18 protein-coding genes and 1 riboswitch are annotated in these 20,198 nt (G+C 74.6%); of the genes, 6 read left to right on the forward strand and 12 right to left on the reverse strand.

Going from position 1 to position 20,198, the window contains the following annotated elements; genetic code table 11:
- Positions 1 to 30: 30 nt before the first annotated feature.
- Positions 31 to 336 carry a 4a-hydroxytetrahydrobiopterin dehydratase gene (locus ACFWAR_RS01940; protein WP_385772306.1) on the reverse strand — a complete coding sequence of 102 codons (306 nt, stop codon included), beginning with the start codon at positions 334 to 336 and terminating at the stop codon, positions 31 to 33.
- Between the two features lie 100 nt (positions 337 to 436).
- Here ACFWAR_RS01940 and ACFWAR_RS01945 point away from each other — a divergent pair, with 100 nt between their 5' ends.
- The gene (locus ACFWAR_RS01945; protein ID WP_385772307.1) at positions 437 to 1,291 is read left to right on the forward strand and encodes a helix-turn-helix domain-containing protein; all 855 of its coding nucleotides are present in this window, start codon (positions 437 to 439) and stop codon (positions 1,289 to 1,291) included.
- On the opposite strand, the gene ACFWAR_RS01950 is transcribed toward ACFWAR_RS01945, so the two are convergent.
- From ACFWAR_RS01950 to ACFWAR_RS01960, 3 genes are all read right to left on the reverse strand, one after another.
- Positions 1,277 to 1,681: a hypothetical protein gene (locus ACFWAR_RS01950; protein ID WP_385772308.1), complete on the reverse strand. Its 405-nt coding sequence runs from the start codon at positions 1,679 to 1,681 to the stop codon at positions 1,277 to 1,279. The genes ACFWAR_RS01945 and ACFWAR_RS01950 overlap by 15 nt on opposite strands.
- Positions 1,682 to 1,838: 157 nt before the next feature.
- Complete coding sequence (locus tag ACFWAR_RS01955) at positions 1,839 to 3,371, reverse strand: peptide MFS transporter (RefSeq protein ID WP_385772309.1); 1,533 nt, start codon at positions 3,369 to 3,371, stop codon at positions 1,839 to 1,841.
- A gap of 156 nt (positions 3,372 to 3,527) precedes the next feature.
- Positions 3,528 to 4,373: a bifunctional 5,10-methylenetetrahydrofolate dehydrogenase/5,10-methenyltetrahydrofolate cyclohydrolase gene (locus ACFWAR_RS01960; protein WP_385772371.1), complete on the reverse strand. Its 846-nt coding sequence runs from the start codon at positions 4,371 to 4,373 to the stop codon at positions 3,528 to 3,530.
- A 76-nt stretch (positions 4,374 to 4,449) separates the two neighbouring features.
- Positions 4,450 to 4,559: riboswitch (ZMP/ZTP riboswitch) on the reverse strand.
- Positions 4,560 to 4,640: 81 nt separating this feature from the next.
- Here ACFWAR_RS01960 and ACFWAR_RS01965 point away from each other — a divergent pair.
- Together ACFWAR_RS01965 and ACFWAR_RS01970 are read left to right on the forward strand one after the other, a co-directional pair.
- Positions 4,641 to 5,405 carry a class I SAM-dependent methyltransferase gene (locus ACFWAR_RS01965; RefSeq protein ID WP_385772310.1) on the forward strand — a complete coding sequence of 255 codons (765 nt, stop codon included), beginning with the start codon at positions 4,641 to 4,643 and terminating at the stop codon, positions 5,403 to 5,405.
- Between the two features lie 213 nt (positions 5,406 to 5,618).
- Positions 5,619 to 7,190 carry an RNA polymerase sigma factor gene (locus ACFWAR_RS01970; RefSeq protein WP_385772311.1) on the forward strand — a complete coding sequence of 524 codons (1,572 nt, stop codon included), beginning with the start codon at positions 5,619 to 5,621 and terminating at the stop codon, positions 7,188 to 7,190.
- Positions 7,191 to 7,308: 118 nt separating this feature from the next.
- On the opposite strand, the gene ACFWAR_RS01975 is transcribed toward ACFWAR_RS01970, so the two are convergent.
- The 3 genes from ACFWAR_RS01975 to ACFWAR_RS01985 form a co-directional block, all read right to left on the reverse strand.
- Positions 7,309 to 8,679: an amino acid permease gene (locus ACFWAR_RS01975; protein ID WP_385772312.1), complete on the reverse strand. Its 1,371-nt coding sequence runs from the start codon at positions 8,677 to 8,679 to the stop codon at positions 7,309 to 7,311.
- Positions 8,680 to 8,760: 81 nt separating this feature from the next.
- Positions 8,761 to 10,827 (reverse strand): alkaline phosphatase family protein, encoded by a 2,067-nt coding sequence (locus ACFWAR_RS01980; RefSeq protein WP_385772372.1) that lies wholly within the window; start codon positions 10,825 to 10,827, stop codon positions 8,761 to 8,763.
- A gap of 221 nt (positions 10,828 to 11,048) precedes the next feature.
- Positions 11,049 to 11,453, reverse strand: coding sequence for a hypothetical protein (locus tag ACFWAR_RS01985; RefSeq protein ID WP_385772313.1), 405 nt, complete (start codon positions 11,451 to 11,453; stop codon positions 11,049 to 11,051).
- 159 nt (positions 11,454 to 11,612) lie between these two features.
- Here ACFWAR_RS01985 and ACFWAR_RS01990 point away from each other — a divergent pair, with 159 nt between their 5' ends.
- Positions 11,613 to 12,386: an MBL fold metallo-hydrolase gene (locus tag ACFWAR_RS01990; RefSeq protein ID WP_385772314.1), complete on the forward strand. Its 774-nt coding sequence runs from the start codon at positions 11,613 to 11,615 to the stop codon at positions 12,384 to 12,386.
- A 2-nt stretch (positions 12,387 to 12,388) separates the two neighbouring features.
- Entirely contained in the window at positions 12,389 to 13,015 is a 627-nt protein-coding gene (locus tag ACFWAR_RS01995) for a DedA family protein (RefSeq protein WP_385772373.1), read from the forward strand.
- A gap of 50 nt (positions 13,016 to 13,065) precedes the next feature.
- On the opposite strand, the gene ACFWAR_RS02000 is transcribed toward ACFWAR_RS01995, so the two are convergent.
- The 3 genes from ACFWAR_RS02000 to ACFWAR_RS02010 all read right to left on the reverse strand — a co-directional run bounded on the left by ACFWAR_RS02000 (position 13,066) and on the right by ACFWAR_RS02010 (position 16,173).
- Positions 13,066 to 14,130, reverse strand: coding sequence for an MBL fold metallo-hydrolase (locus ACFWAR_RS02000; protein WP_385772315.1), 1,065 nt, complete (start codon positions 14,128 to 14,130; stop codon positions 13,066 to 13,068).
- 77 nt (positions 14,131 to 14,207) lie between these two features.
- A complete protein-coding gene (locus ACFWAR_RS02005; protein ID WP_385772374.1) occupies positions 14,208 to 15,425 on the reverse strand; it encodes an aminotransferase class I/II-fold pyridoxal phosphate-dependent enzyme in 1,218 nt (405 codons plus the stop codon).
- A gap of 163 nt (positions 15,426 to 15,588) precedes the next feature.
- On the reverse strand, positions 15,589 to 16,173 hold the full coding sequence (locus tag ACFWAR_RS02010; protein ID WP_385772316.1) for a TIGR03086 family metal-binding protein: 585 nt from the start codon (positions 16,171 to 16,173) through the stop codon (positions 15,589 to 15,591).
- A gap of 215 nt (positions 16,174 to 16,388) precedes the next feature.
- Here ACFWAR_RS02010 and ACFWAR_RS02015 point away from each other — a divergent pair, with 215 nt between their 5' ends.
- On the forward strand, positions 16,389 to 17,216 hold the full coding sequence (locus ACFWAR_RS02015) for a class I SAM-dependent methyltransferase (RefSeq protein ID WP_385772317.1): 828 nt from the start codon (positions 16,389 to 16,391) through the stop codon (positions 17,214 to 17,216).
- Positions 17,217 to 17,261: 45 nt separating this feature from the next.
- On the opposite strand, the gene ACFWAR_RS02020 is transcribed toward ACFWAR_RS02015, so the two are convergent.
- Both ACFWAR_RS02020 and ACFWAR_RS02025 read right to left on the reverse strand, forming a co-directional pair.
- Positions 17,262 to 19,232: a DUF5107 domain-containing protein gene (locus ACFWAR_RS02020; protein ID WP_385772318.1), complete on the reverse strand. Its 1,971-nt coding sequence runs from the start codon at positions 19,230 to 19,232 to the stop codon at positions 17,262 to 17,264.
- A 65-nt stretch (positions 19,233 to 19,297) separates the two neighbouring features.
- On the reverse strand, positions 19,298 to 20,197 hold the full coding sequence (locus ACFWAR_RS02025) for an arginase family protein (protein WP_385772319.1): 900 nt from the start codon (positions 20,195 to 20,197) through the stop codon (positions 19,298 to 19,300).
- Position 20,198: the final 1 nt, after the last annotated feature.

Here is a 20,198-nt window from a genome sequence, read left to right on the forward strand (position 1 = left end):
CCGGTAGCTGCGGGGCCTGCCGGACGGGCATCAGCTCGCGCCGTGGGCGGGGGCGAGGGCCTGTACGCGCTGGGCGAGTTCGAAGTCGGTCTCGGTCACCGCGTCGCCGGCGCTGTGGGTGTTCACCGCCAGGCGGACCGTGTCGTAGCCCAGGCTCAGCTCGGAGTGGTGGTTCAACTCGTCCTGGACCGCGGCGATGTGGGCGACCAGGGCGCTGGCCGCGACGTGCGTGCCGAGCCGGTAGGTGCGGACGATCCGGTCGTCCTCGAAGGCCCAGCCGGGGAGTTCCCGCAACCGGTCCTCGATCTCCTTCTGCGACAGCGGCTGACTCGACATGCGCCGGCTCCTTTGTCCCGTGACGTGGAGTCAAGGTTCGCACAGCGCACGCCGGAGCGAACCGTTCGCGCGGTGGCGCGCCCGGGTTAACGTCGCTCGTATGACAACGTCCGTGGGACCCCTGCTCCGCTCCTGGCGGGAGCGGCGGGGCATCAGCCAGCTGGAGCTGGCGGGCCGCGCCGATTCCTCCGCCCGGCACATCAGTTTCGTCGAGACCGGCAGGTCCCGGCCGAGCGAGGAGATGGTGGTCCGGCTGGCCGAGCGGCTCGACGTGCCGGTGCGCGAGCGCAACGCCCTGCTGCTCGCCGCCGGTTACGCGCCGCGCTACCCGCACACGCCGCTGGACGCGCCGCAGATGGCGGCCCTGCGGGAGGGGCTGGAGCGGTTGCTGGCGGCCTACGAGCCCTATCCGGCGCTGGTGGTGGACGGTACGTACACGGTCGTCGCGGCCAACCGGGGCATCGCCGTCCTGCTGGACGGGCTGCCGGAGCACCTGCTCGCGCCGCCGCTGAACGCGATGCGGATCACCCTGCACCCGCAGGGGCTGGCGTCCCGGATCCAGAACCTCGCCGAGTGGCGGGGACACCTGCTGGCCCAGATGGAGCGGCAGGTGGCGCTGGCCCGTTCGGAGCCGCTGCGGGCGCTGTACGAGGAGGTGTCGGCGTACCCCGTCGCGTCGCCCGGGCCGCGCCCGACGGACCACCCCGATCGGGCGGGTCACCCTGACCCATCGGGCCAGGCGGGTCCCACCGATCCCTCCGAGCCCGCCGATCCGGCACCGGCGCCCCTCGCGCTCCCGCTGCGGATCGTGCACGAGGGGCAACTGCTGTCCTTCGTCTCGACCATCGCCACTTTCAACACGCCGATGGACGTGACCGTCGCCGAGCTGGCCATCGAGACCCTGCTGCCGGCCGATCCGGCGACGGCGAAGTACCTGCGCTCACTGGGCCCTTGAGTCCCTCGCCGTCCACTGGAGGAAGGCGAAGGCGGCGACGACCGCGGCCTGCGCCGGGATCCACACCGTCCCGGCGACCGTCGGCTCCCACCACAGGGCGAGCGAGAGCAGACTCAGCACCACCCAGGCGCAGTTGATCTCGATCACCGCCATGACCAGGGCCGGGGCCGGACGGGCGCGGGCGGCGAGCAGGCCGACGGCCGCGCCGTAGCCGGCCAGCAGCACGCCGAGCACCAGCAGCGGGGTGCGCTCCACCCCGAGCAGCCGGGCGAGGGGTCCGGCGAGGAGGGCGTAGGCGAGCCCGTTGGAGCCGGTGACGACGGCGTCCAGGGCCAGGTACCGGCGCAGCGGGGTCAGCGGCGCGCGGGTGGTGAGCGGGGTCGCGGACATGACGGATCGGCCTCCGTGGGGTCGGGGTTCGGGCGGTGCGGCGGGTCGGGATCCCGCGAGCCGGCTCCCGGCCGCCGTGCGGCGCTCCGGGATCCGGTGTGCCCCCACTCTCGCGTCCGCCGCCCGCCGGGTCGATTACCCCGCGGGTCATGCCCGTTCAGGCCGCGGCGACGACCGCTTCCCGGGCGGCGGCGGCCTCGCCCGTCAGGACCTTGAGGCGGCCCGCGAAGAAGACCATGACCGCGCCCGCGGCGATCACCGCGGCGCCCTGCCAGAGGAAGTTCAGGCTCTGGCCGATCACCGCGTCGAGGCGGGGCAGCTGGGCGCCGATCGCGTCGCCGGTGGCGGCGGCGAGGAACCACACGCCCATCATCTGGTTGGTGAAGGCGCGGGGCGCCAGCTTGGTGGTGACCGAGAGGCCGACCGGGCTCAGGCACATCTCGCCCATGACCTGGATCACGTAGACCCCGACCAGCCACATCAGGGAGACCTTCACCCCGGTGGAGGCGATGGCGGCGGCGCCCGACATGACCACGAAGGAGGCGCCGGTCAGCAGCAGGGCCAGGCCGAACTTGAGCGGCGTGCTCATGTGGCGGCCGCGGCGCACCCAGAACGCGGCGAACACGGGGGCCAGGACGATCACGAACAGGCTGGGCAGGGACTGGGTCCAGCTCGCCGGCACGTGCCAGCCCAGCAGGCTCAGGTCGGTCTTCTGGGCGGCGAACAGGTTCAGCTCGTTGCCCATCTGGTCGTAGACGAGCCAGAAGAGGGTGGCGGCCAGGAAGAGCCAGACGTAGGCCCGCAGCCGGGTCCGCTCGACCGGGGTGATCTTGGGGCTGCGGTACATCGAGAGGAGCACGCCCGCCGGGACCACGACGGCGACGAGGGTGAGCACGAAGGTGATGTTGTCGATGCTCAGCGCGTGCCCGGCGGCCAGCAGGGCGATCAGGACGGCGGTGGAGACGACGCCGTAGGTGCCGGTGCGGCGCACCCGGCGGCGCTCGGCGGGGGTCAGCCGCACCACCGGCTCGGCGCGCAGCTGCGCGCTCAGGCGGCGGCCGCCGAGGACGTACTGGAGCAGGCCGAGGGCCATGCCGACGGCGGCGGCGCCGAAGCCCAGGTGCCAGTTGACCTCCTCGCCGAGGTAGCCGACGACGAGCGGGGCGATGACCGCGCCGAGGTTGATGCCCATGTAGAAGATCGAGTAGCCCGCGTCGCGCCGCTGGTCGTCGTCGGCGGCGTAGAGCCGGCCGACGAGGGCGGAGATGTTGGGCTTGAGCAGGCCGGTGCCGATGACGATCAGGACCAGGCCCGGCCAGACGAAGGCCGGGTCGGGGACGGCCATCAGGACGTGCCCGGCCATGATGACGACGCCGCCCCACAGGACGGCGCGGCGGGCGCCGAGGAAGCGGTCGGCGATCCAGCCGCCCGGGAGCGCCAGCAGCGAGATCATCGCCATGTAGACGCCCTCGACCGCCTCGGCGGTGCCCTCGTGGAGGCCCATGCCGCCGTGGCCGCGCGAGGCGGCGAGGAAGTGGACCAGGATGGCGACCATGCCGTAGAGGCTGAAGCGCTCCCACAGCTCGGCGAGCACGAGGGTGGCCAGCCCGCGGGGGTGGCGGGCGCGGCCCGCGCCGGTCACCGGCGCACCCGCCCGGTCCGGCTCCGCCGCGGAGCCCTGCTTCTGCATATCCATCGATCCGTTCACATATTCATTGCAGCGCCCCGGCGGGGTGCCCGGATCGTCCTTTCGGCCAGTGCGGGGGCACGCGGAACGCCCCGGACCGTTGGGCCCGGGGCGTTCGTCGTGCGGAAGGCCCCGCAGGGGGCAGGAGGTCCCGGCGGGTCAGCCGAGGTCGGCCAGGTTCAGCCCGGCCTGCGCCGCGGCGGCCTGCACGGTCTGCTCCAGCAGGACGGCGATGGTCATCGGGCCGACGCCGCCGGGGACCGGGGTGATCAGCGAGGCGCGCGCGGCGGCCGACTCGAAGTGCACGTCGCCGCGGTTGCCGTCGTAGCCGGCGTCCAGGACCACGGCGCCGGGCTTGATGTCCTCGCCGCGGATGAACTCGGCCTTGCCGACGGCGGCGACCAGCACGTCCGCCTGGCGGATGATCGAGGGGAGGTCCTCGGTGCGGGAGTGGCAGTAGGTGACCGTGGCGTTCTGCCCGAGCAGCAGCATCCCGGCGGGCTTGCCCAGGATCGCGCTGCGGCCGACGACCACGGCGTGCTTGCCGGTCAGCTCGACCTCGTACTCGGCGAGCAGCCGCATGATCCCGCCCGGGGTGCAGGACACGAAGCCCGGCAGCCCGAAGCCCATGGCGGCGAAGGAGTGCATGGTGACGCCGTCGACGTCCTTGCCCGGGGCGATGGCCTCGAAGGCGGCGCGCTCGTCGATGTGGTGCGGCACCGGGTGCTGCAGCAGGATGCCGCTGACCTCGGGGTCCACCGAGAGCGCGGTGAGGGTGGTGATCAGTTCCTCGGTCGTGGTGGAGGCCGGGAGCTCGACGTGGCGGGAGGTGATGCCCGCCTTGGCGCAACGGTTCTGCTTCATGCGTACGTACGTCACGGACGCGGGGTCCTCGCCGACCAGGACGGTCGCGAGGCAGGGGGCGGTGCCGGTGCGTCGGGTCAGCTCGGCGGCGAGGGCGCCGGTGCGCTCCGAGATGCGGCGGGCGAGGGCGGTGCCGTCCATCAGCTCGGCGGTGCGGTGCTGCGCCGGAACGGTCTGGGCAGTCGTCACGGGGTCTCCTGAACGTCGCTGCGGGATCGCGGATCGCCCAGGCGCGCGGCAGTCGACGGAGCGGGACACCTCGGTGCCGCACTGCGTCGGGCCGCTCCCCGGTGGTGATCCACCCAAGCGCCAGTCACGGCCCACCGACCACTGTAGTCGAAGCCCGAGGTGGGCCACGAGGCGGAGAATCAAGTGGATCACAAGGCGTGCAGCTGGGACGATCGCGGCATGACACCTCATTTCGATCGTCTCGTCGCCGAGGCCGAGTCCGTGTCCGTGGACGGCTGGGAATTCTCCTGGCTGGACGGCCGGGCGACCGAGCAGCGCCCCTCCTGGGGCTACCAGAGGCTGCTGGGCGAGCGCCTGGCGGGCGTACGGGCGGCCCTGGACATCCAGACCGGCGGGGGCGAGGTGCTCGCGGGAGCGGGCCCCCTGCCGCCGCTGATGGTGGCCACCGAGTCGTGGCCGCCCAACGTCGACAAGGCGACCCGGCTGCTGCACCCGCGGGGCGCGGTCGTGGTCGCGGATGCGGACGAGCCGCCGCTGCCCTTCGGCGACGCGGCCTTCGACCTGGTGAGCAGCAGGCATCCGGTGACCGTCTGGTGGGACGAGATCGCCCGCGTGCTGCGGCCCGGCGGCCGCTACTTCTCCCAGCAGGTCGGACCGGCGAGCGTCTTCGAGCTCGTCGAGTACTTCCTCGGGCCGCAGCCGGAGGAGGTCCGGCGCGGCCGGCACCCCGACGACGCGGTGGCCGCCGCGGCCGCCGCGGGGCTGGAGGTGGTCGACCTGCGGTCGGAAAGGCTGCGCACCGAGTTCCACGACATCGGAGCCGTGATCTACTTCCTGCGGAAGGTCATCTGGATGGTGCCCGGCTTCACGGTCCACCAGTACCGGGACCGGCTCCGTGAGCTCCACGAACGGATCGAGCGCGAGGGCCCGTTCGTGGCGAACACCGCCCGATTCCTCATCGAGGCCCGCAAACCGGGACGATGAAGGGGGCCGACGGATTCGCGGCCGAAAGGTTGCACGGACACAGCGTGGCGCAGGTCACTCAATTCATGGCGTAACGAATCGACTCGGGCATGCGATGAACCGACAGGTGTCCTCGCGCGGCGCCGGAATAACGACCCCCCTCGGGCTCGTTCCACGAGTTCGCGCGATGATGTCCCGTCCCGCCCTTATATCTGCCGCAACGAGAGGCTCCTTGTGTCGCTCAGCCCGTCCCGTACGTTCCCTCCGGAGATCGCCGAATCCGAGGCCCTGGTCGCGCTCGTAGAGCGTGGCCGCGAGCAGGGTCACATCAACGGTGACGACGTGCGCCAGGCCTTCGAGGCCGGCCGCATCCCGGTGGACCAGTGGAAGCGGGTCCTGCGCAGCCTGAACCAGGTCCTGGACGAGGAGGGCGTCGCGCTGCACGTCAGCGCCGCCCCGGCCGCGAAGGCCCCCGCCAAGAAGGCCCGCAAGGCGGCGGCAGCGCCGGCCCGCACCGTGACCAAGAAGGCCGCCGCGCCGCGCCCCATCGGCGCGCGCAAGACCGCGGCCACCGCCACCGCGGCGGCGATATCCGCTCCGTCGGCCTCCGTGACCGAGGAGGAGGCGGCGGCCGAGGCCGCCGAGCCGAAGAAGCGGACGGTCAAGAAGACCGCCGCGAAGAAGGCGACGGCCACCAAGAAGACCGCCGCCACGAAGAAGAGCGCCAAGGACGGCGACGAGGGCGAGACCCCCGCGGCCGAGGGCGAGGAGTGGACCGAGGAGGACCTCGCCGACGAGGCGGAGGAGACCACCCCCGCCAAGACCGGCACCCAGGGCTTCGTGCTGTCCGACGACGACGAGGACGACGCCCCGGCCCAGACGGTCATGGTGGCCGGTGCCACCGCCGACCCGGTCAAGGACTACCTCAAGCTGATCGGCAAGGTGCCGCTGCTCAACGCCGAGCAGGAGGTCGAGCTCGCCAAGCGGATCGAGGCCGGCCTCTTCTCCGAGTACAAGCTCGAAGAGGAGGAGGACCACAAGCCCGCCTTCAAGCGCGAGCTGGAGATCCTCGTCGAGGACGGGCGCCGGGCCAAGAACCACCTGCTGGAGGCCAACCTCCGCCTCGTGGTCTCGCTGGCCAAGCGCTACACCGGCCGCGGCATGCTCTTCCTGGACCTGATCCAGGAGGGCAACGTCGGTCTGATCCGCGCGGTGGAGAAGTTCGACTACACCAAGGGCTTCAAGTTCTCCACGTACGCCACGTGGTGGATCCGCCAGGCGATCACCCGCGCCATGGCCGACCAGTCGCGCACCATCCGCATCCCGGTGCACATGGTCGAGATCATCAACAAGCTCGCCCGCGTGCAGCGCCAGATGCTCCAGGACCTGGGCCGCGAGCCCACCCCGGAGGAGCTGGGCAAGGAACTCGACATGACCCCCGAGAAGGTCATCGAGGTCCAGAAGTACGGCCGCGAGCCGATCTCGCTCCACACCCCGCTGGGTGAGGAGGGCGACAGCGAGTTCGGTGACCTCATCGAGGACTCCGAGGCGGTCGTCCCGGCCGACGCGGTCTCCTTCACCTTCCTCCAGGAGCAGCTCCAGTCCATCCTGGGCACGCTCTCGGAGCGCGAGGCGGGCGTGGTCTCCATGCGCTACGGCCTCAACGACGGCCAGCCGAAGACGCTGGACGAGATCGGTCGCGTGTACGGGGTCACCCGTGAGCGCATCCGCCAGATCGAGTCCAAGACCATGTCGAAGCTGCGCCACCCGTCGCGCTCGCAGGTGCTGCGCGACTACCTGGACTAGAAGTCCGGACGGAAGCCCGCGCCGTACCGGCCGCCCGCGTCGCACCTCGCGACACGGGCCGGCGGTACGGCGCGGGCTTCCGCGTACCCGGGGCACGCGGGCCCGCCCGCGCGCTCCCCTACGCGGCGGCGCGCTGCTTGCGGGCCGACATGACGGCGTAGACGAGCACGCCCGCGAAGAGGAAGAGCACGCCCTGGTAGACGGCCTCGTACCCGGAGCCCGCGACCAGCCACATCGAGAAGCCGAAGGCCACGGCGGCCAGGACCCCGTCCCGCACGAGCCGTCCGGGGGCCACCCGCTCCCCCTGGCCCGACACCAGGAAGTAGATCTGCGCGGCGGTGGACAGCAGGTAGGGCACGGTCGCCGTGAAGGTGGTGACCAGGACCAGGACCTCGAAGACCCCCTGGGTGCCCGAGGTGTAGTTGTAGACGGTCAGCGCCGAGGCCAGCACGACGGTGACGACCACGCCGACCACCGGCACCCCGCGGCTCTTGCGTTCGAAGGCCTTCGGGAAGAGGCCGTCCTTCGCCGCCGCGTACGGGGTCTGCGCGCTGAGCAGGGTCCAGCCGTTGAGCGCGCCGACCATCGAGACCACGGCGGCGCAGGCGACGAGCGTGCCGCCCCAGGTGCCGCCGAACATGGCGTTCACGGCGTCGGTGAAGGGCGCGGCGGAGGAGACGAGGGTGTCGTGGGCCACCAGGCCGAAGACGGCCACCGTCCCCAGCAGGTAGACGGTGGCGGCGCCGAGCGTGCCCAGGATGGTCGCGCGCCCGACGTTGCGGGCCGGGTCGCGGACCTCGCCCGCGCTGACCGCGGCCGATTCCACGCCGAGGTAGGAGAAGAGCAGGATCGCGGCGGAGGCCGAGACCGCGCCGATCGCGCTCTGGTCGGTGCCCCGGAAGGGCCCGAGGTTGGCGGGGTCGAAGAAGAAGAGTCCGCCCACCGCCACCAGGAGGAGCGGAGCGAACTTCAGCACGGTGGCCACGAGCTGGACCGCTCCGACGTAGCGGGTGCCCGCCAGATTGGCGAGGGCGGGCAGCCACTGCACGGCGAGGGCACCCAGACACATCGACCACTTGTGCGAGCCGACCGCCGGGAAGAGCACCGCGAGGTAGCCGACCGCGGCCACGGCCAGCGCCGCGTTGGAGACCCAGGTGGTGATCCAGTAGCTCCACGCCGCGAGGAACCCGGCGAAGTCGCCGAAGGCGGCGCGGGCGTAGACGTACGGGCCCCCGGTCTGCGGGAGCCGCCGGGCCAGGCGGCCGAAGACCAGCGCGAGGGCGATCGCGCCGAGGCTGAGCACCCCGAAGGCGACCAGGCTGATCGTGCCGAAGGGGGCGACCGAGGCGGGGAGGAGGAAGATCCCTCCGCCGACGATGTTCCCCATCACCAGGCAGGTGGCGACGGGGAGGCCGAAGCGGCGCGCGTGCGGGCTCGCGCCGGATCCGGGCTGGTCGGAGGTGCTGACGGCAGGGGTGGTGGTGCTCACGGGTGGTACGCCTCGGTCGTTTCATATGGTGGACAGGGGGCAGGTCGACACATGCTCCGGCACGGCAAAGGCCGCACCAAATCAGTGCTTTTCGTCCTGCGCGGCCACCTGTACGGAAGGAAGTGTTCCGCTACGGACGCCCTCGGACCGGTGATCTTCCGCCGGGTGCCGCTCCGCCACCGGGGCCCGGTCCGCCACCGGGACCTGCGGGCCGTCCTCGGCCTCCCGCAGCCAGCGGCGCAGCAGCGCGTGCACCGACTCCGCCCCGACGAGGTCCTCCTCCGGCTCGCTCAGCACCGTGGGCCACATCAGGAACGGGTGCCCCTGCTCCCCGCCCAGCCCGCCGTGCGAACCGATCTGCTCCTCGAAGGCGTGCACGGCGCCGGTCGCCGGGTCGTACGCCGAATTCACCATGATGTCGGCGACGTGCGGGAAGGAGTCCGTGCGCCGCACGGCCTCGGCCGCGCCCGGACCGAAGGCGGCCAGCAGCTCCTCCGCCTCCCCCGGCACCGAGAGCCGCGCCACCGCCCCGCCCGGCCCCAGCACCTGGCCGTCCACCAGCAGGAAGCCCACCCCCGGGTGCTCGGCCAGGGTGCTCAGCAGCGCCGGATGGTCGCGCTCGATCCGCTCCCGGGTCGCCCGCCCGGGCACGTCCGGGAAGGAGACCAGGCCCAGGTTGCCCGAGGCCAGCACCACCGGTTCCGGACCGCGCGCCGGACGGGCCTGCTCGCCCTCCTCCACCGGGCGGTGCAGGGCGGTCAGCACCGCCGCCCGGGCCTCGGCCCCGCTGTGGGTGCGGCCCGCCCGGCGGCGCACCGGGAGCCCGCAACCGGCCCGGACCAGGTCCTTGAGCGTGAGCCCGTACGCCCCGAGGAAGGTCTCGCCCGGGCTCTGGCCGTGGTCGGAGAGGAGCACGACCCGGTAGTCGCGGGGCGCGTGCTCGGCGACCCGGGCGATCAGTGCGAGGCTGCGGTCGAGCCGGGCGAGCACCTGGTCGGTGTCGTGGCCGTGCGGGCCCGAGTGGTGGGCCACCTCGTCGTAGGCGACCAGGTCGGCGTAGACCGCGGCGCGCCCCGCGAGCATGTCGCCGATCACCGCGGCCACCACCACGTCCCGCTCCACCACCGTCGCGAAGGCCCGGATCACCGGGTACAGGCCGCCGCGCGACACCCGGGGGCCCGCCCCGCGCAGCCGCGCCCGCACCGACTGGCCGATCTCCCGCGCCACCTCGGCGGCGAAGGACAGGAAGGTGCGCACCGCGTTGGCCGGGTCGGAGAAGTAGGCGAAGTACCCGGCCCGGGAGCGGTTGCCGGGCCCGCGCCGGGCCGACACCGACAGGACCAGCGCGAGCTGGTCCGCGCCGCCGCTGAAGAGGTTCCCCCGGCTGGCGCCGTCGCGGGCGAGGAGCCCGCGCCCACCGGTGCGGGCGCTCGCCCGGCGCTCCAGCGCGGCGGCGCTGCTGGGCCGGTTGCAGACCACGACCTCCCCGGTGTCCTTCTCGTACCAGCGGAAGGCGGGCACGTCGAAGGTGGAGCCGTGCAGGATGCCGAGCTGGCTGGCGCCGGTCTGGCTCGACCAGTCGGTGCGCCAGGACGTGACCCGGTGGCTGCGGTCCAACCACCCGGCCACCGTCGGCATCACCGCGGCGCCCGCCGCGCGCCGCAGCACCTCGTACCCGACGCCGTCGAGCTGGAGGAAGACCGTTCCGGGCGCGGATTCGGCGGCTCCGGGCGCGCCCCGGCGCTCCTGGCGGCGGCGCTTGCGGTCGGCCAGCCGGTAGAGCCGTCGGCGGTAGGCCCCGTCGTCACGGACGGCCAGCGCGGTGGAGGTGGCGGAGGCGACCGCGGACATCACGGCGGCCACGACGACCGCGGTCTCGGGGGCGGCCTCGCCGCGGCCGTTCGGGATCAGGTAGAGGGCGAGCAGCAGCAGCGAGCCGTTGAGGAAGAACACCAGCAGGCCGAGCACCAGCGCCGGCACCAGGAGCAGGGCCCGGACCACGACGGGCCAGACCAGCGCGCTGAGCAGGCCGAAGGCTCCGGCGCCCCAGGCGGCGGTGAGCCCGATCCGGGTGATGCTGTCGCCGCCCGCGCCCCCGGGGTCCGGTTGGAGGTGGAAGTCCGGCAGGACCGCGGCCAACACCAGCATGGTCAGGGTGGACACCGCCCAGACGAGGATCACCCGCGCCAGGGCGCTGCCCGCGGTCCGCCATCGGCCTCGCAGCACGCCGTACCCACCTCGTGTCCCGGCCCGCGCCGAGCTCGCGGGCCCCGCCCCAGCGTCGCACAGCGAAGGTGACCGGGTCGGGTGACGCGGGAGGCGTACGGACGTACGGACGGCGGCCCGGGCGCGACGTCGGGCGCCCGGCGTCAGGTGCCGTCGTAGCCCGCGGTCGGCATCGACATCCTGCGGTGCACCTCGGCCTTCATCCCCGAGGTGTACGCGGGCTCCTCGTGCCCGGCGGTCTCCAGCCGGACGCCGCGCCGCTCGCACTCGGCGGTGAACTCCTCGACCGAGCGCAGCGCCCGGCGCAGGACCCGGTGGTTGGGGACGACGAACAGGTCGACCTGCCCGGAGTCGACGTCGGACCACAGCCCGCAGTGATCGGCGCGCAGCCCGTAGACCAACAGTTTCCGGGTCACGACGTAGCCGTGGTCGGCGGCCCAGCGGGCGCACATGGCGTGCTGGGTGCGGGTGTCCACGACGAACGGGTCGGCGTCCAGTTCCTCGAGCGGGGTCAGGCTGGCGATTGCGGCGACGCGCAGCTCATCCATGCCGACCGACCCTACTCCGATCCGGCCGCCACGAGGAGGGGGCCTTCGGCCACTGCGGGCGCGGGAGTGCGGGCGGTTCGGCCGGTGACCGCCTAGGCTCGCGGGGGACGTCCGGGGTAGGAGCCCTCCGGAGCGGGGCCGAGGCAGGGAGGGTCCGGGGTGCCGGTGGAGATCACGTGGTGGGGGCATGCCACCTGCACGATCGAGGATTCCGGGGTGCGGCTGCTGACCGATCCGCTGTTCGCCCGGCGGCTCGCCCACCTGCGGCGCCGGCGCGGCGCGGTGCCGCCGGCGGAGGCGGCCGTCGCGGACGCGGTGCTCGTGTCGCACCTGCACGCCGACCACCTGCACCTGCCCTCCCTGGCCCGGCTGGCGCCGGGGACCCGGCTGGTGGTGCCGCGCGGGGCCCGGCGGGCCGTGCCGGGACTGGCACGGGTCGCGGGGGCGCGCCGGTTGCGGGTCACCGAGGTGGCGCCGGGCGAGGAGACCGCCGTGGGGCGGGTCCGGGTCCGGGCGGTCGCCGCGCGGCACGACGGACGGCGGCTGCCCTTCGGTCCGCAGCTCGCGCCGGCGCTCGGGTACGTGGTGACGGGCGCGGCGACGACGTACTTCGCCGGGGACACCGGGCTCTTCGACACGATCGCCGAGGAGGTCGGACCGGTGGACGTGGCGCTGCTCCCGGTCGGCGGCTGGGGCCCGTACCTCGGGCCGGGCCACCTGGACCCGGGGCGGGCGGCGCGGGCGCTGGCCCTGCTGGCGCCCGCGGCGGCGGTGCCGGTGCACTACGGGACGTACTGGCCGATCGGCATGGACGCGGTGCGCCCGCACGAGTTCCACGCTCCGGGCGAGGAGTTCGCGCGGGCGGCGGGGCTGCGGGCACCGGGGGTGGCCGTGCGGGTGCCGGAGCACGGGGAGCGGGTGCGGCTGCCGTGATCCTGCACGAGGCGGTGCACCAGGTGCAGCAGGTTCCGGCGGAGAGCACCCAGCAGGTGGTGGGCTATCCGGCGCTCTTCGTGCTGGTGGCGCTCGGGGCGCTGGTGCCGGTGATCCCGACCGGGGCGCTGGTGAGTTCGGCGGCCGTGGTGGCCTTCCACCAGCGGTCGCTGCCCTTCGGGGTGGTGCTGGTGTGCGGCGTGGCGGCGCTGGGCGCGTTCCTCGGGGACGTCGCGCTGTACTGGCTCGGGCAGCGCGGGGTCCGCTCGCGCAGCGGTTCGCGGTGGTTGGAGGCCCTGCGCGGGCGGGCCACCCCGGAGCGGCTGGAGCAGGCGACGCGGAAGCTGGACGAGCACGGGGTGCTGGTGCTGGTGGTGTCGCGGCTGGTTCCGGCCGGGCGGATCCCGGTGATGCTGGCGTGTCTGCTGGCCCGGTTGCCGCTGGCCCGGTTCGCGCGCGGGGACGCGCCCGCGTGCCTGGCGTGGGCGGCGACCTACGGCCTGATCGGGATCGTGGGCGGGTCGCTCTTCTCCGAACCGTGGAAGGGCGTGGCCCTGGCGGTCGGCCTCACCCTGCTGATCAGCGCCGCCCCACCCCTGTGGCGCCGGGCCCGCAACACCACGACCTGACCGTCCGGCACCTTCAGCCCCGCCGGCGTTCGAGGCGCCCCCGGAGGGACCTAGAAGGAGCGGGAGGAGCCGATGGGCAGGTCCCAGAGGTCCTCCCGGGGCAGGGCCGCCCGGCTCCAGGCGGTGCGGGCGCGCAGCAGCGGCTCCAGGACCGGTTCGGCGGACAGCACGAAGGTGGCCCAGTGCATCGGGGCCATCCGCCGGGCCCCGAGGTCGAGGCAGGCCCGTACGGCCTCCTCCGGGTCCGCGTGCACGTCGCGCAGCCACCAGCGCGGGGCGTAGGCGCCGATCGGCAGCAGGGCCAGGTCGATCCCGGGATGGCGGCGGCCGATCTCGCCGAACCAGTGCCCGTAGCCGGTGTCGCCCGCGAAGTAGACCTTCTTGCCCGCGGCGAGATCGGTGAGGACCCAGCCGCCCCACAGGGTCCGGCAGGTGTCCAGCAGGGAGCGCTTGGACCAGTGGTGGGCCGGGACGAAGTCGAAGCGCACGCCGCCCAGCTCGACGGACTCCCACCAGTCCAGCTCGGTGACCCGGGTGAATCCGCGGCGGCGGCACCAGCGGGCCAGTCCGGCCGGGACGAACAGGGCGGTGTGCCGGGGCAGCCGTTTGAGCGTGGCCGCGTCGAGGTGGTCGTAGTGGTTGTGGCTGATCACGACGGCGTCGACGGGCGGCAGGTCCTCCCAGCGCACCCCGACGGGGGTCAGCCGGGCGGGCGTGCCGAGGATCCGGCGGGACCAGACCGGGTCGGTGAGCACGGTCAGCCCGCCCAGGCGCAGCACCCAGCTGGCGTGCCCGGCCCAGGTGACGGCGACGGTGCCGGGGGCGGCGGCGGGCAGCGGCCCGGGCTCGTAGGGCAGGTCGGGGATCCCCCGCAGGCCCTCGGGCCGGGGGCGCAGCGCGCCCTCGCGCGCGAGCCGCGCGAAGGCGCGCAGCCCGGGCAGCGGAGTGGTCAGCCGGTCGGCGAAGGACCGCGGCCACCGCCGCACCTCCCCCAGGGCCCGCACGCCGCCGGGCGCCCGCGCCTCCCCCGACGGCCGGGCCCCCCGCGACGGACCCGGCCCGCCGGGGCGCGGGGGCGCGGAGGCGCCCGCGCGGTGTTCCGTCTGATCCCTCATCAAGGATTCTCCGTTCACCGGCACATCGGGTGCGGGGTGGGTCGGTGGCGCGGCGGCGGCCGGTCGGGCCGGTCGGATCAGGTCAGCTCGGCGAGCACCGAGGCGAACCGGTCCAGGGACCGCCGTACGTGCGGGAGCGCGAGGGGGTCGGGGGCCAGCAGGGCGGCCAGCCGCTCCTCGGCGGTGGCGCCCAGCAGCGGGCCGGTCGACAAGCGGAAGCGCAGCGCGCCCAGTTCGTCGTCGAAGCGCTGTCCGCCGGGCGCGGGGGCGCCGAGCCGGGCGCCGAGGTGGTCCTCCAGCTCCATGGCGTCGCCGACGCCGTGCCGGGCGAGTCCGGCGCGCAGCGGGGTCAGGTCGGCGTAGAGGTGGCGCCCCGCGCGCGGGGGCCGGGCCAGGGCCCCGACGGCGAGCAGCTCGCGGTGCGCGGCCGCGGCCACCGCCGCGTGCAGGGCGGCGGCGGAGCGGGTGCGGGCGACGACGGCGGCCGGTTCGTCCAGGGCGTGCGCGGCGGCCACGGCGACGGGACCCGCCACGAGCGCTCCGGTGGCGGTGAGCACGTCGAGCGTACGGGCGCGCAGCCAGGTGCCGCGCGCGGTGCCGGGGAAGCGCACGACGGCCGCGGGCCATCCCCCGGGCAGCAGTGCGCCGGAGAGGTCGAGCAGCACGGCGGCCTGGTCGGGCAGCATCTCGGCGGGGCTGAGGACCGCGTCCTCGTGGGGTCGGTGCAGGGTGTCGCGCCAGGTCTCGTCGCTGATCACGAACAGCCCGGCGGACTCGGCCGCCTCGCACGCCTCGCGCAGGACCTCCGGCGGCGGCACGGTCGCGGTGGGGTCGTCGGCCACCGACAGCAGCAGCACCCGGGGGTCGCCGCCCTCGGCGCGCACCCGCCGTACGGTCTCCAGCAGGGCGTAGGGGTCGGGCACGCCGCCGCATTCCGCCGGGGTGGGCACGTGGTAGGCGCGCCGTCCCAGAAGTCGGATCTGCGGGGTCCACCAGGCGGGACAGGGGCGGGGCAGCAGCACGTCCCCGCCGTACGCGCCGAGCAGCGCGAGCAGCAGCGCGGGGCCGCCCGGTCCGGCGGCCACGGCGTCCGGCTCGACCGGCAGGCCGCGGCGCGCCCAGTGGCGGCAGGCGGCCTCGCGCACGGCCGCGCCGCCTCCCGGGGGCTCGGGGGCCGAGCGGCCCGCGGCGGCCGCGAGGACGGCGGTGAGTTCCGGGAGCACGGGCAGGCCCGGTTCCGGGGCCGGGGGACCGTACCGGACCGGACCACGTCCTTCTGCCGCCGTGCGCCGCATCCCCGCCACCGCCCGCATCACCGCTTCCGTCCGACCTCCGGCGGTCGGCCGCCACGGCCGACCCGACCTTTATACGGTTATTTGACCCGATCTGCCGCTCATCTGGATGTCCCGCCCACCGCGCGCCTCGCGCGCCCGCGCGGTCGGCGCGGCCCGGACCGGTTCAGCCCGCGCGCCCGACCAGCGCCAGCAGCCGCGTCTGGGCGTCCGCGCCCGCCGGCACCTCCAGAGGGGCGGCGTACGCTCCACTGGCCGCCAGCCCGTCGGCGTACGGCATGACCTCCTTGATGGAGAACTCGACGAGGCCGTCCGGGAGCCGGTCGTCGGCCCCGATGCCCCGCGCGAGGTCCCAGGCGTGCACGACGCAGTCGGCGGTCAGCTCCGCGCAGTACGCCGCCGCGCGCGTCGGCCCGTAGGAGAGCAGCACGGTCCGCTCCAGCGCGCCGGGGGCGGTGAAGGCGGCGTGGGCGGCGGCCGCGGCCAGCTCCCAGGCGGCGCCCGGGTCCGCGCCGAGCACGTCACCGGAGAGGGACTCGCCGACCTCCTCGACGGTCCGCCCCTCGGTCACCAGCGGCGGGATCCACAGCTGTTCGCCGGTGACGTGGTTGACCAGCTCCCGCACGGTCCAGTCGGTGCAGGGGGTCGGCGCGCCCCATTGGCCGTCGTCGATCCTGCGCACGTACGCGCCGAAGAGCTCCAGCGCCTTCGCGTGCTGGTCCAGCAGCGCGTCCGGCCGATGTCCTCCCACGGGTCCCACCGTCCTCTCACAAGGCGCTCCGCCTCCTGTGGCCCACTGTCCTCGCACCTCGTTTCCCCGGCTACCGGACCGCCCAATCCCCTTTTCCCACAGGGACCGTGTCCACATGGCAATACGCATATCTCATACTCCGACATGATCCCCTACGGTGGTGACACGCCTTCGCCACCCCTGCGAGAGCGCTTCGACGACGAGGAGTCACCGCCATGGAGAGCGCGCCCGAGGCCGCCCGCGAGAGCGCCGTCTACACCCACGGACACCACGAATCGGTGCTGCGCTCGCACCGCTGGCGCACCGCCGCGAACTCGGCCGCCTACCTGACCGGATCACTGCGCCCGGGCATGAGCGTCCTGGACGTCGGCTGCGGGCCGGGCACGATCACCGCCGACCTGGCGGAGCTGGTCGCGCCGGGCCGGGTCACCGCCGTGGACGCCGCCGAGGACGTGGTCGCCCAGGCCCGGGAGTACGCGCGCGAACGCGGGCTGGACGGCATCGAGTTCGCCACGGCCGACGTGCACGCGCTGGACTTCCCCGACGACTCCTTCGACGTGGTCCACGCCCACCAGGTGCTGCAGCACGTGGGCGATCCGGTCCGGGCCCTGCGCGAGATGCGGCGCGTGTGCCGCCCCGGCGGGATCGTCGCCGTGCGCGACGCCGACTACGCGGCGATGACGTGGTTCCCCGAGGTCGCGGGCCTGGACGACTGGCAGGCCCTGTACCAGCGGGTGGCCCGCGGCAACGGCGGCGAGCCGGACGCCGGGCGGCGCCTGCTGTCCTGGGCCAAGGCGGCCGGATTCACCGACATCACGGCGACGGCCACCTCGTGGTGCTACGCGACGCCGCAGGAGGTGGCGTGGTGGAGCGGACTGTGGGCCGACCGCACGACCGCGTCCTCCTACGCCCGCGTCGCCACGGAGGGCGGCCACGCCACGGCCGCCGGCCTGGCCGGGATCGCCGCGGCGTGGCGCGCCTGGGGCCGGGAGCCGGACGCGTGGTTCTCGGTCCTGAACGGCGAGGTCCTGTGCCGCGCCTGACGGGGCCCGCGGCCGACCCCGCCGGCCGCGGCCCGGCCCCGCCCGTCAGGTCCGCGACGGGCGCATGCGGAAGTCGTAGCGGCGGGGCAGCGGGCGGTCGGTCAGGGCCGTCCACACCTCGCCCAGCTCCTCGTCCCCCTCGCGCAGGTCCGCGACCTCGAAGCCCTCCTCGAAGACCCGCAGCGCCGCGCCCACATGGCCCTCCGCCGCCAGCATCCGGGCGGCCAGCAGCAGGAAGCGGCCCTGTTCGCGCAGGGCGGGGCGCAGCCGCTCCCAGACCGCGCGGGCCCGGGCCGGGCGGCCCGCCGCCAGCAGCGCGGTCATCGCCTCCCGGCCCAGGGCGGCCTCGGCGGCCGTCCAGGCCGCACCGCCCCGGCTCTCCTCCACCAGGTCGTCGAAGGCCTCCGCGTACCGCTGGGCCGCCCGCTCCTTGTCGCCCGCGAGCCGGTCCGCGACCGCCATGCAGCGCAGCAGCGGCCAGCGCGAGGGGGCCAGTGCCAGGCCGCGTTCCCAACTGCGCACCGCCTGGGCCACGTCGCCCGCGTGCCACTGCGCGACGCCGAGGTGGTATTCGGTCAGCGGGTCCGCCGGGGCGGTCTCCAGCATGTCCCGCCAGTGCGCGGCGACCAGGCTCGGCCCGGGCGGTGCCACCCGGCGCGGACTCGGGAACACCCCCGTGCGCCACAGCTGCGACCAGGGTTCCTGGGCCTCCCCCAGGTCCGCTTCGACGAAGGGGGTGCCGGGCAGTTCGTGGCCGCCGCACAGCACCTCCAGCGCGCCCCAGCCCGACCCGGCGGCCAGGCGCTCCCCCGGTTCGTGGTCGGCGTACGGCAGCCACCGCGCGTACGCCGCGTCCACCCGCTCCCGGGGCAGCGCCGCCTCCAGCGCCCGCCCGGCCTCGCCCCGGGCCGCCGCCCAGTCGTCGCCGTGCACCGCCCCGGCCGCCGCGGCCAGTGGCCCGTACGCCTCCAACCAGCTGAACTCGGCGCCGCCCTCCAGCCGTACGTGCTCCAGCTGGGTCCGCGCGAGCCCGGCCTGGATCTCCGCGTACCCCGACGTCCCGGGCTCGGTCAGCCACTCCTGCCAGCGCCGGCCGCCCCGCCCCGCGCCCCACACGAAGAGCTTGCGCCCGCGCAGCCGCGCGGTGGAGGTCTGCGCCAGCCCGTACCCCCCTTCGTCGAGCGACGCGATCCAGGGCCGCTCCCCCTCGGCCACCTCGTAGAAGTAGTCGGCGGGGTACTCGCCGCGCAGCGGGTAGGTGCGGTCCGCGCCCTCCCACCGCGGTACGGGGATCCGGCGCAGCGCGCGCTCGTAGCCGAAGTGCCAGGCCTCGTCGGCCGGAGCGAGCACCCGGGTGCCGGGGTCCTCCGGTACGGCGATGTTGGACCACCAGTACACGGGGGCGGGCCGCTCGTGCGGGTTGCGCACCCGGACGCCGACGAAGAGGAACTCCGAGTCCTCGGGCAGCCACAGGTCCACCTGGAAGGGCAGGTCGCGCAGCCGCTCCCACTCCCACATCCGGACCATGGGGGTGCCGTCGGGCGCGGGGACGAGCGCCGCGTGCAGCGGGGCGCAGGACAAGGTGGTGTGTCCGGTGGCGCCGATGTTCCACTCGATGCCGCCGGAGAACCAGGCCCCGTTGAGTGCGAAGGCCGCGGGCTGGAACACCGGGTTGCGGTAGAGCAGTTCGCGTCCGGTCGCCAGGTGGACGATCGAGTGGACGCGGCCGCCGAGGGAGGGCAGCACGGTGACCCGCAGGTGGGCGTTCTCCAGCACGACGGACTCGAACTCGCCCTGCGCGCGCTCGCGCCGGTAGCCGTCGAGCATCCGGACCGGCAGCAGCGATCTGAGCGGTTCGTAGCCGATCTGCCGCACCATCTCGCGGGGCAGACCGCCCTGGGCGCGCTCGTCGAGCGCGTGGACCTCGGCGGGCCCGCCCAGGGTGGGCAGCGGGTTCTCGGGCCCCAACGGGGCTGCGGGCAGCGTCACTACGGAGCGTCGGACGATCGTGGCCATGAGGGAAATGGAACACGCCACGGCGACCGAAGCACAGCCATACGGAGGATCACACCCGGTCAGGATTACGCAAAGGCCCCGGCCACCAGGTCGGCGAGGAGCGCGCCCGCACTGGCGTCCGGGTCGCGGTCGGGGTCGTAGACGGTGACGTTGAGCCCGACGCAGCGCGGGGACTTCACGAGGACGGCGAGCAGCTCGCCCAGTTCGTCCGGGAGCAGCCCGCCCGGCTCGGGGCTGTCCACGGCGGGCATCACCCCGGGGTCCAGCGCGTCGGCGTCCAGGTGCACCCAGAAGCCGTCGGTGACCGGCGGCCGCAGCCCCTCCAGCGCCACCCGCGCCACCGGCCCGGCCCCGGCCTCCCGGATCTGTCCGACGGTGACGGCCATGATCCCGGCGGCGGCCAGTTCGGGGAGGTCCGCGTCCCCGTCCCGGAGCCCGAAGAGCCGTACGTCCTCGTCCCGCAGGTAGGGCGAGCGGCCCTCGATGTCGCTGAGGTCGGCCTGCCCGCGCCCGGTGGCCAGGGCCAGCTCCTCTCCCCCGGCCGCCCCGACCGGGCCGTTCAGCTCCTCGTTGCCGGGATGGCGGAAGTCGGCGGAGCCGTCGATGGCGGCCAGCCCGAACCGGCCGAGTCGGCGCATCGCGAGGGAGGCGCCGAGCTGGATCGAGCAGTCCCCGCCGAGGACGACCGGGAACTCCCCGGCCCGCAGGTGCCGCTCGATCCGGTCGGCGAGGACGACGGTGTAGGCGGCGAGGGAGCGGGCGTGGAAGACGCCGTCGCCCTCCCGCCAGTCACCGAGGTCGTAGCGCGGCGGTACGACGACCCCGCCTTCGCGCGCGCCGAGCCGGGCCAGCAGGCCCTGTTCGCGCAGCGCCCCGGCGAGTTTGTGGACCCCGGGCACGGCGCCGGGGACGGGAGGGCGTAGACCGAGGTTGGACGGGGCGTCGAGGAGCACGATCGTTCGCATC

The organism is Streptomyces sp. NPDC059917, from assembly GCF_042730635.1.
Classification (GTDB): domain Bacteria; phylum Actinomycetota; class Actinomycetes; order Streptomycetales; family Streptomycetaceae; genus Streptomyces.